Origin of the sequence: Gluconobacter sp. Dm-44, assembly GCF_018256175.1 — a bacterium.
GTDB classification, from domain to species: domain Bacteria; phylum Pseudomonadota; class Alphaproteobacteria; order Acetobacterales; family Acetobacteraceae; genus Gluconobacter; species Gluconobacter cadivus.
In genome coordinates, this window is sequence record NZ_JAERLZ010000027.1 from 1 (window position 1) to 12,398 (window position 12,398).

General features: G+C 53.8%; 15 protein-coding genes and 3 pseudogenes. 10 read left to right on the forward strand and 8 right to left on the reverse strand.

All coding sequences use genetic code 11. From position 1 onward, the window contains the following. Window positions 1-606: 606 nt before the first annotated feature. From JK213_RS16200 to JK213_RS15190, 3 genes and pseudogenes are all read left to right on the forward strand, one after another. A pseudogene (locus JK213_RS16200) lies at window positions 607-780 on the forward strand (transposase); the annotation flags it as partial. Window positions 781-790: 10 nt separating this feature from the next. After that, window positions 791-922: pseudogene (locus tag JK213_RS16205) on the forward strand (IS3 family transposase); the annotation flags it as partial. A 22-nt stretch (window positions 923-944) separates the two neighbouring features. Further along, complete coding sequence (locus JK213_RS15190; protein WP_408869907.1) at window positions 945-1,346, forward strand: hypothetical protein; 402 nt, start codon at window positions 945-947, stop codon at window positions 1,344-1,346. Between the two features lie 71 nt (window positions 1,347-1,417). Here the strand turns inward: JK213_RS15190 and JK213_RS15195 are convergent, their stop codons facing one another. Then, window positions 1,418-2,542, reverse strand: a complete 1,125-nt coding sequence (locus JK213_RS15195) for an IS110 family transposase (protein ID WP_228125684.1) — start codon at window positions 2,540-2,542, stop codon at window positions 1,418-1,420. A gap of 486 nt (window positions 2,543-3,028) precedes the next feature. Here JK213_RS15195 and JK213_RS15200 point away from each other — a divergent pair, with 486 nt between their 5' ends. From JK213_RS15200 to JK213_RS15215, 4 genes are all read left to right on the forward strand, one after another. Then, window positions 3,029-3,667, forward strand: coding sequence for a tyrosine-type recombinase/integrase (locus JK213_RS15200; protein ID WP_211571853.1), 639 nt, complete (start codon window positions 3,029-3,031; stop codon window positions 3,665-3,667). Window positions 3,668-3,717: 50 nt separating this feature from the next. Next, window positions 3,718-4,014 (forward strand): type II toxin-antitoxin system Phd/YefM family antitoxin, encoded by a 297-nt coding sequence (locus tag JK213_RS15205; RefSeq protein ID WP_194263414.1) that lies wholly within the window; start codon window positions 3,718-3,720, stop codon window positions 4,012-4,014. Then, window positions 4,011-4,394, forward strand: coding sequence for a type II toxin-antitoxin system VapC family toxin (locus JK213_RS15210; RefSeq protein WP_194263415.1), 384 nt, complete (start codon window positions 4,011-4,013; stop codon window positions 4,392-4,394). Before JK213_RS15205 ends, JK213_RS15210 begins: the two co-directional genes overlap by 4 nt. Before the next feature lie 76 nt (window positions 4,395-4,470). After that, a complete protein-coding gene (locus JK213_RS15215) occupies window positions 4,471-5,352 on the forward strand; it encodes an AraC family transcriptional regulator (RefSeq protein ID WP_194263416.1) in 882 nt (293 codons plus the stop codon). Between the two features lie 299 nt (window positions 5,353-5,651). On the opposite strand, the gene JK213_RS15220 is transcribed toward JK213_RS15215, so the two are convergent. The 4 genes from JK213_RS15220 to JK213_RS15235 form a co-directional block, all read right to left on the reverse strand. Further along, complete coding sequence (locus JK213_RS15220; RefSeq protein WP_194263417.1) at window positions 5,652-6,044, reverse strand: MAPEG family protein; 393 nt, start codon at window positions 6,042-6,044, stop codon at window positions 5,652-5,654. A gap of 53 nt (window positions 6,045-6,097) precedes the next feature. Then, window positions 6,098-6,436, reverse strand: coding sequence for a VOC family protein (locus JK213_RS15225; RefSeq protein ID WP_194263418.1), 339 nt, complete (start codon window positions 6,434-6,436; stop codon window positions 6,098-6,100). Window positions 6,437-6,545: 109 nt separating this feature from the next. Next, window positions 6,546-7,289, reverse strand: coding sequence for an SDR family NAD(P)-dependent oxidoreductase (locus JK213_RS15230; RefSeq protein WP_194263419.1), 744 nt, complete (start codon window positions 7,287-7,289; stop codon window positions 6,546-6,548). A 36-nt stretch (window positions 7,290-7,325) separates the two neighbouring features. Then, a complete protein-coding gene (locus JK213_RS15235) occupies window positions 7,326-7,718 on the reverse strand; it encodes a DoxX family protein (RefSeq protein ID WP_194263420.1) in 393 nt (130 codons plus the stop codon). A gap of 167 nt (window positions 7,719-7,885) precedes the next feature. On the opposite strand from JK213_RS15235, the gene JK213_RS15240 reads away from it, so the two are divergent. From JK213_RS15240 to JK213_RS15250, 3 genes are all read left to right on the forward strand, one after another. Next, a complete protein-coding gene (locus tag JK213_RS15240; RefSeq protein WP_194263421.1) occupies window positions 7,886-8,257 on the forward strand; it encodes a helix-turn-helix domain-containing protein in 372 nt (123 codons plus the stop codon). A gap of 205 nt (window positions 8,258-8,462) precedes the next feature. Further along, window positions 8,463-9,437 carry an NAD(P)-dependent oxidoreductase gene (locus tag JK213_RS15245; RefSeq protein ID WP_194263422.1) on the forward strand — a complete coding sequence of 325 codons (975 nt, stop codon included), beginning with the start codon at window positions 8,463-8,465 and terminating at the stop codon, window positions 9,435-9,437. A gap of 106 nt (window positions 9,438-9,543) precedes the next feature. Continuing rightward, complete coding sequence (locus JK213_RS15250; protein WP_194263423.1) at window positions 9,544-10,452, forward strand: LysR substrate-binding domain-containing protein; 909 nt, start codon at window positions 9,544-9,546, stop codon at window positions 10,450-10,452. Window positions 10,453-10,493: 41 nt separating this feature from the next. Here JK213_RS15250 and JK213_RS15255 read toward each other — a convergent pair whose 3' ends face one another. The 3 genes and pseudogenes from JK213_RS15255 to JK213_RS15265 form a co-directional block, all read right to left on the reverse strand. Continuing rightward, window positions 10,494-11,297: a YdcF family protein gene (locus JK213_RS15255; protein ID WP_211571854.1), complete on the reverse strand. Its 804-nt coding sequence runs from the start codon at window positions 11,295-11,297 to the stop codon at window positions 10,494-10,496. Between the two features lie 259 nt (window positions 11,298-11,556). Next, window positions 11,557-11,721 (reverse strand): annotated as a pseudogene (locus tag JK213_RS16210) (LysR family transcriptional regulator); the annotation flags it as partial. 170 nt (window positions 11,722-11,891) lie between these two features. After that, window positions 11,892-12,398: TolC family protein (locus tag JK213_RS15265; RefSeq protein WP_211571856.1), on the reverse strand; the 507-nt coding region annotated here is incomplete at its 5' end.

Genomic DNA, 12,398 nt, shown 5'->3' on the forward strand with positions numbered 1-12,398 from the left:
CCGGATCTTCCGCTGAACGCGCCAACATGACCAGTCCGATTGACGAAGACGACGGGGTCTGTATTGCAGGGACAGAAGACTGAGCATCTTTTGTCGACTGTTTCGTGCCATGCGCAAATGTTTGCAGAGTCTGAAGCGCGGATTGAAGCGCTACACTGTTACGGTGATAGTCTGTCGACGAACCATAGTGGGTAGTGTCATCGTTTGAAGAGGACCCGGTAACCCGTTTTAAGTCATGATCTGTTGTCGTTAATGCAGCGGTTCCAAACTGATGGTCCGTTATCCCTGTGGAATAACCGTCCCCTGAGGTCTGCATCATTGCAGTATCGTGAGAAGAGGGAGGCAAAGATGTAAAGAAAGTTTGGTCCGTCATGGCACGCCCAAATTTTTGTACGAAAACATTACATTTAGTAACCCATAGATACAATTCCGTGTCAAACGGTAACGTCGCATCCTCTACTACATGAACGAAGCGAGCCGATGAGCACGTGAAACGCCTCCTGGTGGAAGCGCGCAGCCGCAAGACGTCTTCCGAAAGCCCCCGACCCAACTCCCCGATCCTGCGATGCGACTGACGGAGATGCGACCTGAGAGATGGCGGGTTTTATGGGCAAGGTTAAGCGCAAGAGATATGCGGCGGATTTCAAATCACGGGTTGCCCTGGAGGCGATCCGCGGGGAACTGACGTTGGCGGAGCTAGCGTCGAAACATGGTGTGCATCAGACGATGATCGCCCAGTGGAAACGGCAGGCGATTGAGGGGATGGCGGCGAGCTTCTCGTGGAACGGGATTTTTTACGCGATGCCTCTGCTCGGTTGGGCGTGATCAGAGGCGGCAGATGATTGACCCAGAGCGAGCGCGTCTGCCGATCATCCGGCAATGCAGGCTGCTGCAGCTCAACCGGTCGGGCGTCTACTATCGGCCTAACCAAGTCTCTGGATGAGATGCTAAAAGCGAAGTCGTTCGGAACGGCGAGAATCGATTTTGATAGCGATCAGAGTGAGCTTTTCAGCACACTAGATCCAACATCAAGCGATTGGTCAATAAAGCGGTTTACAATAATAAAGGCACATGTCGAAATACTCATTGGCGACACAAAACCAATTTCTGTAAAAGGTGACGTTACGTTCTTTTTTAGGCGCGGCCGGATCGATTGGGACAATGGAGCAAGCGAATGGTTCTACTCGGAAATAGAGATCGTCAAAGACAATCCAAAATACGGATCGCAGGATCTTTATGATTTCATCTGGTTTACATTTGCTCTTTTCCGCGGGAAGCCAGACCACAATGGGATCCGCGAAGTCGACCCGATCGAGATAATTGAACGCCGTCTCTTCGGTGCTTAGGGTCCAGGAAATGAGGCCTTCTAAGCTGTCCGCATCGCACGAATGGACCGCGTGGTGCCTAGCAACTGTGTTTAAGCGGCGGAGCTAATGCGCCATGGCAGGCCTGTTTTGAGGACGGCGTTGGCGATTGTGATGAGACGCCGTGCGATAGCGACGATCACCAGTTTATGTGGCTTACCCCGCTGTTTCATGCGTTTGGCGACAGCTTTCAGAACAGGATTATGGCAGGCAGCTGCCAATCCTGCTTGGAACAGGACGTGACGGAGAGATCTTCTTCCCCCTGAAATGACACGTTTCCCCCGCATCGCGCCACTATCGTGAGCCATTGGTGCAAGTCCGGCCATGGCAGCAGCTTCTGTCGCCGTCATACGGCCGAGTTCCGGCATTTCTGCGAGAAGCATGGAGACTGATACCGGGCCGATACCAGGAATGGAGCGGAGAAGTTCTGCTTTCGCGGAGAGTTCTTCTGCCTCTGCGATAACGCTTTCAATCCGTTGTTCGAGCTCGCTGATCTGGCTTTCGAGAAATGTTTTGAGGCTGCTGTCCATGTCCTCCAGTTCAGCGCTTATACCCTGCTCGCGGCGCGCCGAAATCTGGGCAGAAAGCCGTTTACGTGCCTCCACCACCTGAGCTCTGCGCACCGTCAGTGCCCGCAGAAACTGGAGTTTTACATCCGGCAGTGTTCGTCCTGCTTCTGGACGAAAAGCCATAAAGCGCGCAATCAATTCCGCATCGATCTGATCGGTTTTCGCGCGTTTCCCCATGGAGAGTGCGAAAGCTTTGATCTGTGCAGGGGGCAACTGGACTGCATTGAGTCCCATACTGATGAGAAGACGCCAGAGTGCCCATTCCTGTCCACCGGTGGCTTCAAACCCACTGGCAGTCGTGCTTGGACGAGACTGAACTTGTCGAGAGGGGCTCCGATAATTGGGCGCGCCATGCGGAGGAAGAATTGGCCTGGAGAGTGCCGTAGAGGCACGAATGCTCCCGGCACCTCCTGTTCGTCCAGCCAAGGCGTTTCTTCCATTATTGCCTCCCAGACAGTTCCACCAGATTTGGCATGGAAGCAGCTCCCCGGCCCGTGCTCGGCGTTCGCTCTTGCCCATAAGAAGCGCGTAACTATTGGTGAACTTCCATATCTGGAGTTCGTCCTCGAGGGGGCGAGCAAACCACTCATCGGCTGGGGTGTTCGTCATCACTAAATCAACTCTGTTCTGAATATCCCTGACGGGCAGGATAGGCGACTTCGTAAGAGTGCGTTTTCATGGCTCTCTTACGACCAGATTGCGAGGCAGAGGTATCAGAAACCGCCCGCAAGCAGCAAATGGTGCGGGCACGGATGCATGTCCCGTGAGTTGAAACACGGTTCTCAGCCAGCTCGATTTGAAAGGCAACAAGCTCTTCCAAAATTTTAGTTGAACTTCGGCTGAACCGCACTTGGCAACACGAATGACTGCTTCCCGCCTATTCCACTCTATAGCAGACATTCCGTTCTCCCCCCTGAACTGCCTGTCCGCTCAAGGAATGTGAAGCGGACAGGCGGCAGACGCCCTCATCTCGGTCATAAGCAGAGCCGTTCAAGCTTCCGGAAAGCGGACGGTCTGCATTAGTCCTCGTTATCCGCCGATGTCCTCCTCCAGACTTCTGATTGCTGCATGTGCAGCTGATCAGGAGAAACTATCATGGAAAAGAAAACGCGTTTTCCATCGCCTACGCTGAAGGCGTCCGTGCCTTGGAATGCAGGAAAAATGGTTGGCGCCAAGAGGGCGCTCAAAGAAAAGCACGTTTGGGCTATTCGGTTCTGGCTGGGGAGCGAGCATCGTATCAGAGACAAGGCTTTGTTTGATCTTGCTCTCGACAGTAAGCTCAGAGGCTGCGATCTTGTCAGCCTTCGTATCGGCGACATCGTGACCAGTGGTCAGGTGCGCCACCGAGCCATGGTCTTCCAGCAGAAAACCCGGCGACCTGTGCAATTCGAAATTACAGAAACAACGCGGGAAAGCGTGCGGACGTGGCTGGAGCACCGCGGTGGTGGCCTGAATGAGTATGTTTTTCCAAGTCGCCTCAGCGCCAAAGCTCACCTGAGCACAAGGCAATACGCCCGGCTTCTGGATCAATGGGTTCAGGCGGTGGGACTGATCCCCGGGGAATATGGAACTCATTCGCTCCGCCGGACTAAGGTTGCCATGATTTACAAACGAACCGGTAATATCCGAGCCGTGCAGATCCTGCTGGGTCATTCAAAACTGGATAGTACGGTTCGATACCTTGGGGTGGACGTTGAGGACGCTCTGGCACTGTCGGAAGCCACGGATCTCTGAAATCGAATGTGTCTCGGGAATTCTCTACCTCCTCCTTCTGTGTACATGATATGATGACACATAGGGAGGAGACCATGAGCGAGCATCTTTCAGATAACGCGCCAGCCCCACAGAAAATCGGGGTTCGGGAGTTCCGGGGAAACCTGACTGCTTATCTGCGGCAGGTCAGGCAGGGCAGTACGATCCTCGTGACGTCTCACGATCAGGTCGTTGCTGAACTGCGGCCACCAACTCCGTCCTATCGCCCCCGTCGTCAGCCGGGAGCTCTTCGTGGGCGGATCAGAATGAGCGAAGATTTTGATCAGACACCTCTCGAGATTCTTGAAAGTATGGAACGCGACCTGTGAAGGTTCTGCTCGATACGCATGCGTTGCTTTGGTGGCTTTCGGACTCCGAACGGCTGGGTGAGAATGCACGAGAGATCATTGCAGATCCGGCCCACGATCTTCTGGTAAGTATCGTGTCACTCTGGGAGATTGCGATCAAAATCCGTATCGGAAAGCTGGATGCGGATATGGATGATATTCTGGCAGCCATCCCTGTGGAAGGCTTCTCTCTGCTGTCAATACAGCCTGAACACCTGCAAATCCTGATATCTTTGCCTCTGCATCATCGTGATCCGTTTGACCATCTCCTGATGGCGCAGGCGCAAGCTGAACACGCCACGTTCCTTTCGGAAGACGGGCAAATGGATCACTACCCCATCAAGAGAATACGCTGTTCATGAATGTAGAAACCGCAAGATCGGTCGAGCGGACTTTGCGGCTACCTGTCTAGATACTGTCGCCACGATGGAGCCGACAGTGACGCCAGCATTCCAAACCTACCATGCCAGAATGATTCGGGTGCTCGATTATATCGGATGTCATCTCGACGATCAGCTGGACCTGGAAGCATTAAGTAAGGTCGCAGCGTTCTCGAAGTTCCATTTCCACCGGCAATTCACGGCGTTCTTCGGACTGTCAGTTCATCGTTACATTCAGCTTAGCCGAATGAAGCGCGCTTCGTTCCGGTTGGCCTATCGTGACGATCAGAGCGTCACGCAGATCGCGATGGATGCCGGCTACGACGCCCCCGATGCTTTTGCCCGCGCTTTTCGGCAACGGTTCGGGCAGTCACCGTCATCGTTCCGAAAATCTCCTGACTGGGAGACGTGGCTTACTGCCTTCGGGCCTCTCATGAATGCGAGAAATAAGCTCATGCAACAGATTTTCAACAGAAGTGATGTGACCATTCGAGAGGTGTCACCCATTCGGGTGGCGATCATGGAGCATCGTGGGCCTCCCGCCACGATCGGGACGACCATTCAACGGTTCATCAGATGGCGAAAAACGGTCGGGCTTGTGCCGCGGAGTAGCGAGACGTTCAACATATTTCGTTGCGACCCGCAGGCCACAGACCCAAACGATTACAGACTGGATTTATGCGTTGGGACTGAGCGGGTCTTCGAAGCAGGCAATGAGGAGATTTTGTCCAGCACCATTCCTGGCGGGAGGTGTGCCGTCTTGCGGGTCGTAGGTCATACCGACGATCTGGAAACCGCGGCTCTCTATCTCTACCGCGACTGGCTCCCGCAAAGCGGGGAGGAAGCCCGCGACTTCCCCCTCTACTGCCAGCGCATCGCATTTTTTCCCGCGGTGCCTGAGCACGAGGCGGTTGCAGACCTATTTCTACCGCTTAAATAAAAGACTGGAATGGCCGCCTGCACCTTCCAGAATTAAGCAGGAGATAAGCCAGCTTATCGCGCAAAATCCCTGTCCGTTTAGTCCCTGAGGGAAGCAGAACTCTGCTTACGCCTTCGATATGTTCAGATGCCGACCTCTCCGTCAATTCCGAGACGGTTCAAGCACAACACCTGATTTGAACTCCGCCGCTCATCTTACGCGTAACCTTACCCATAAGCCCGTCCTCTCGCAGGTCGGATGACAGCTTATCGTCCTGTCCGAAAAATGGTGTCCACCTCTGTATGTGAAAAAGGGTATGTTTACACAAAACCCAGCATTATGCCTGACAGGAACAGTGCTGTCAGAACAAGTGAGAGATAGGTCAACACCATTCCAAGCCCTCGCAGAGGTGCATCATTGCCGTACATGCCGATAACGTGGAGAACTCGCCCGCAAACAAGTGCGATACCGATACTCAGTGCAGGCCATAGGGAAGCGGTTTCCGCTTCGGTCAGAACGAGGCCAATCAGGCAGAGAGGAACATATTCGATGAAGTTTCCCTGCGCCCTGATACGGCGATGCAGCGGTTGATCAGGGCTGTCCCCGATCATATCTCCTATCTTCACGCGACGTAGAGACACGGGAATAGAAAGCCCGATCAAAGCGACTGAGAAAATGGCGATAAAAAAGGAACTGATGGGAAGATGAGGCATGTATTCAGGGCTCGATTGCTTGAGGCTCCGCCAAAGCGGAGCCTCTGGCTTGCTTAGTCTGAGACGATGTCGAACGTATTGCCGTCCGGATCGAGGAATGTTGCGTAACGGATCTGCGGGAGTTCATAGCGTTTGACGAGCGTTGCGCCGATACTGAGCAGGTGCTGACTTTCATGGTCGAGATCAGGTGTTCTGAGGTCGAGATGAACGCGATTGCGCTGTGTGGGAACCTCTTCGATCTTCTGAAACTGGATGAGAGGAAGGTCGGGCGATGGAGCCAGTTGGACGATCTGGCCATAATCATTGCCAATCGCTAGTCCTAGAGTCTTGGACCACCATGCTGCGAGCTTCTGCGGATTGGTGGTATCGATAGTGACAGCGTGAATTTTCATGATCTGTTTCCTTGTAACGGGATCGGCCCGAGCGGCAATGAACTGCAAGGGAGAGGCAATCATGGTGATCCCTCCAGTTGCCCCGATCAGTGCTCGTCGCGTTACCGGTTCAGCGCGCGCTGTCGATGATCGATCCACCATCGGGTGTCAGAGAATATCCCGTCATGAACTGGGCATCCTTGCTGGCCAGAAAGAGAACCACAGGGGCAATGTCTTCTTCCGGGGAACCATAGCGACCAAGCGGGTTGGTGGCTGGCGGCACATTGGCCTCTGGTCCCCAGGTTTCGGCGACGGGGAGAACATTGTTGACAGTGATCTTGTCAGCGGCCCATTCACGCGCAGCCGTTCTGGTTAGCGCACGCACGGCCTCCTTTGCCATATTGTAAGGCCCCATACCTGCAAGGCCGATAATCCCGGCCATCGAACCAAAATTGATGACGCGCCCAGTGCCGCTGGCCTTGAGATGAGGATAGGCAGCCTGCATAAAGTGCAGGTAAGCGGTTGGTCCCATGTCGAAATTGCGCTGAAGCTGCTCAGTCGACAGATCAAGGATCGACGAATAGGCGACGGTTGCATCGAAAGCATTGTTCACAAGGATGTCGAGACCGCCATAAGCCGCAACCACCTTGTCCACGGTTGCCTGGATCTGGTCCGCATTTCCTGCATCGGCAGGGACCGCCAGAGCGGTGCGGCCAGCAGCTTGGATATCGGCAACAACTGCATCGACGCCAGCCGGTGTGCGTGACAGCACGGCAACCTTGGCGCCTTCAGCGGCAAACAGTTTGGCGGTGGCGCGACCGATGCCACGGCTGGCGCCTGTGACGAGTGCGATTTTTCCTTCAAGTCGTCCCATGGTCATTTCCTTTCGGTGTTCGAGGTTATTGCTGTGTCAGCGCGTGCAGGTCACGGCGTATGGAGACGGGACCGCACGTGCCGTGTTCTGGGTCGTGAAAGACGCGGCCAGCAGCACAAGACCGATCAAAGCGGGCAAGGCACCCTGAGGTTTCCGAACCCCGAGATGCGCCGATCCGGACAGGAGCAAGTGAAAGAAGATACCCGCATAGGCCAGATCGCTCAGGGGAATGCTGATCCGTGAGAGGATTGCCAACGGTCCCAGAATCTTGACCGCGATCATGAGTGGCACGAGGTATGGTGCTGGATAGTTCAAGTCCGCTAGTGTCTGTCGAACCCACGCGGCTTTGGTCAGATACAGGGTCGCAGAACCGAAATAGAGCAGCGACAGAAGGATCGTGCTGATCCAGTAGAGAAGGGTTGCGGTCATAACTGTTCCCGATCGCATCGTGCTTCGATGAGATCATCGGCCCGATGTCACGCTGTATTCATACGCTCATTGGGTCTGACGCCACGAGCGTGTATAAGATTTGATCCTCTGCATGAATTGGCGCAAGTAGGATGAATTACTGACAGTAAGTATGGAAAGTATGACTAATGGCTGACGATGACTTCACCATGCAGGACGAGATGCGACGCGCTTTCTCGATGCTCTCAGGCAAGTGGAAGCTCGAAATCATGTGGCTGCTCAACCAGCGCGTTCATCGATTTGGCGAATTGCGCAAGGTGATACCCGGCATCACCCAGCACATGCTGACCGCCCAACTCCGCGAACTGGAGGCAGATGGTCTGATCTCCCGCACGGTGTATGCGGAAGTCCCCCCACGTGTGGAATATGAAATGACCGCCAAAGCACGGGGTCTCGGGCCAACCATGGAGGCACTGACCGCGTGGTGGCTGGAGTATGGTAAAACCGTGCCTCAGAAAGCGATCACTCGGGGGCGGAAGAAGCAGAGGTTAGAAAAATAAAAGATCGAAAGGTTTTTCTCAGCGCACCACACAAATCCTGCGTGAAATTTTTGTTCGATTTCGCGTGATTAACAGCTGCGAACATATATGCATTGTTTGATGAGGTTTCTTCATCGAGGCATTGAACGAATAGGGGGAAGAAAAGTCTGCATTAAGCGCTATTTTCGATACCGTAATGTGAACGCCCTCTGCATGGAGAATGACAATGTCGAGAATTATCGTCATCGGCGGCACGGGCCATATCGGAACATATCTTGTGCCAGCGCTTGTCGATCAGGGGCACGACGTGGTCAGTGTCAGCCGGGGACTGGCCAAAAGCTATATTCATAACACGGCATGGGATCGCGTCGAGCAAGTTGCGGTGGATCGTCAAGCGGAAGAAAAAGCTGGCACGTTTGTTAACCGCATCGTCGACTTGAAACCGGATATCGTCATCGACCTTATTTCGTTCAATCTGGCCAGCACCCGGCCACTGGTCGAAGCGCTCCGTGGTAAGATCGAACATTTCCTGCATTGCAGCACGCTCTGGGTTTACGGCCACACCGCCGCAGTACCAGCGGGTGAGGACGAGCCTCTTAACCCCTTCGGCGAATACGGTATCGACAAGGCTGAAATTGAAAAATGGCTTATGCACGAGGCGCGTACCACTGGCTTCCCCGCGACAATCTTTCGCCCCGGTCAGATCGTTGGCGAAGGATGGACCCCGATTACGCCCCTCGCGAACGACAAAGCAGCCGTTTTTTCCAAAATGGCTCGTGGTGAAGAAATCGTCCTTCCCAATCTCGGACTGGAGACGGTGAACCATGTTCACGCGGCCGACATTTCGCAACTGATCCAGTGTGCAATGACAAATCGCAGCGTTGCGATTAGCGAGACGTTCAACGCAGTTTCAGATACGGCGCTGAACCTGAGAGGCTACGCGGAGACAATCTTTACGTGGTTTGGTTTCGAACCGAAGATTGCTTATGCTCCCTATGAGGAATGGATAAAGCTGCAGCCCACACCAGAAGAAGCCCATCACTCCTGGGAGCATTTTGCGCGGAGTTCGTGCCTGTCTATAGAAAAAGCCCGTCGAAAACTCGGCTATGAGCCCGCCTACAGCAGCATTGCTGGCGTCAAGGAATCAATTGCGTGGCTTATAGAGAACGGCAAGGTTGAGAAGCCCGAGACTTGGAGGTGATCGCTTCCAAAACTTTATGGCTTGATTACCCTCGTGATCAATACCGCAGTGTTTGAAGAAAAGAAGATTGCGGCACGTGCCGGCAAGAAAGGCTGAAATCCGAAACATGTCCGTAGCACGCTCCCAACTCACCGATTTTACCTACTTTCTAACCGTCGCCAGACATCGCAGCTTTCGATTGGCCGGTCTGGAAATGGGGGTGAGCCCCTCGGCAATCAGTCATGCGCTAAAGGGGCTGGAAGCAAAGCTCGGTGTGCGTCTCGTTAACAGAACGAACCGCAGCGTGACTTTGACCGCCGCAGGTGAAGAGTTTCGTGATTCAATTGAAGTGCCGCTGAAAGATATCGATCAGGCCGTGGAACGGCTGAACAAACATCGTGATTCCCCCCAAGGACGCATCCGAATTAACGCGCAGGTGGATGCCGCACACACGATTTTACCCCCTGTTCTGGCACTCTATGCAGAGCGCTATCCCGAAATAAAAATCGAAATTGAAGCTACGGACCGCCTGGTAGATATCACCCATGAGGGGTTCGATGCCGGTATCCGTGTCAGTGGGACCGTGCCGGAAGACATGGTGGCGCAGCGTATTTCAGGCGATTTACGGTGGATTGTCGCAGGAGCTCCAGCGTATTTTCAGCGGTTCGGTATCCCACAGACACCGATCGACCTTAAAAATCACCGCTGTATCAATGGGCGATTAGGTGACGGACGTATCTATCAATGGGAATTCGAAGGGCCTGATGGCGAGTTCTCAATGTCGGTCCCGACCCAGTTTGTCCTGAATGATCGTCCCACGATGTTGGCCATGACGTTGGCTGGCTCTGGTCTTATGTATTGTGTGGAACCCGTGTTTTCCCCCTACCTGAAAAATGGCGGGCTTCAGATTGTACTTGAAGAATGGGCTGCCCGAGGTGAGGGGTATCAAATCTACTACTCCAGCCGAAGACAGGTCCCGCTTGGTTTGCGCCTGTTGATCGATCTTATCCGGGAAGTTCGTCCCTTAGGTTTGTAATTCACACATGCATTCAGGACATCTCCCGTTAAACACGCCCGTCATGTGAGGATGCGGCCCTTCGTTTTTCCATGATTATTTAAAAGCCCATAAACATGCTGATAAGCAGATTCAATTTCGGCAGGAATGTCGACATGTGGGATGAAGCCTCGTCCCAATGGTCCGTAGCCATTTTCGTCGTCTCGTAACCGGGGAATTTCTCCCATAATTAGGGACAAAAATCGCTCAGGGCTCCACAACCCAAACGGTAAATCCGCAGCATATATCGTGATCCCGTCTTGCGTCTGGAGACGAGGCACAAAGGTCGGACAGCTATAAAAAACGGCTTTACAGGACGCGTCCTGCCAGACCTTCTGGAAGGTCACGAAAGTTCGTAACTGCATCGTCGGATCCTGAAAGAGGATGATCGTCCGGGCTTTCTGTTCCAGTTCAGAGAGAAGAGACTTCGTAAAGACTGCGTTCTCGCCGCAGTTGGTCGAGCGTGTTTCCAGAATCAGTTTTTCTTTTGGGAAATTCCAGACCTGAGAAGCCAAAGCACCAAAAATTTCAGATTCTGATCGGTTCTCCAGGTTTTCTTCTGGCAGCAGGTTTTCTGCTCTGACGCGCTCCACAAGAAGCATGGTCGAGTGCCCAATCCCGCCGGAAAAAACCAGGGGACAATTTGCGTCCAGTGCCGCTTTGCAAGCAGCATGAGCCGTTTCAAGAATGGCATTCCCGGCGTGAACCACCAGATCGACTGGCTTACTGTCAGGCTGTGGCAGGACAGTAAGCGACAAAAATGCCGCTATTGCATTGACGGCATGAATATCGCTCTGCGTTTTCAAGAAGCTACTGAACTCAGACATCTGATGCTCTTTTCTCGTCGAAAACTCCACTAAACAGGACATAACGTTTCATCCGCAATACGCGCGATTCAAGAAAATGCCCCCAACAAGCTGCTTTTCATCCGTAGGAAGTATCTGATGGTATCCCTGCCTTCACTGCTGGCTATTCCCAATCCTTACGACACGAAAAACCGGTAGTCCGATTACGCCTTATAGCCGCCCCTATCACGATTTACCCCGTTATCCAGAAACGGCCGTCTCTGACGTCAAAGCGCAGCGCTCATAAAAGCTTCGGAAATCCCGCGGCCAGATGATCGATAAACGCACGGACCGCTGACGGCAGACCCCGCCGCGTCATAAATACCAGATGAACGATCCCTTCCGGCCCCGTCCATTCCGGCAGTACCTTCACCAGCAAACCCTTCTCCAATGGCTCCCGAACAAAATGATCCGGGAGCTAGGCAACTCCCAGTCCTGCAATCGCCGCATCCTTCACCATGTTCATATCCTGCGAAACGGAATGTCCGCTTCCAGCGCAGGAATGCTCAGGAGAAGACATCAATTGTCCTCAACGGGAGCTCTCAACGCAGCACATAATGTCCAGACAGACCACTATCACTCCCAACCACCGCCGAGCGCCTGAAACAGATCAATCTGCCGATCAACAAGTTCGATCCGAGCGGATGACAGGCGTGCCTGCGCGTCGGCGTAATTTGCTTGCGCTTTAAGGACGTCGAGGAATGGCGTACGGCCGAAGCGTTGTAGTGTTTCGGCAGCACCGCTCGCCTTGTCGGCGGAGTTCGCCGCCCGCTCCAGGTCTTCCAGACGCTCACGCGTTCGCATGTAGGCAGATAGGGCGGTTTCGGTCTGTTTTAATGCAAATAGAATCGTTCCATCGAACGTGCCAAGCGCAACATGGGCTTCTGCTCCAGCCTGCGCGATACGCGCGTTTGCCAATACCCGGTTAGGGAACGACCATGAGACCAATGGACCGACGCTCAAACCGAACGACGACAACGTCAAGGCATGCGTTATCGACGTGGTGCTCCCCACCGAGCCGCCAAGGCTGACCTGGGGATAGAGATCGGCTTCGGCGACGCCGATGCCGGCCGTCGCTGCGGC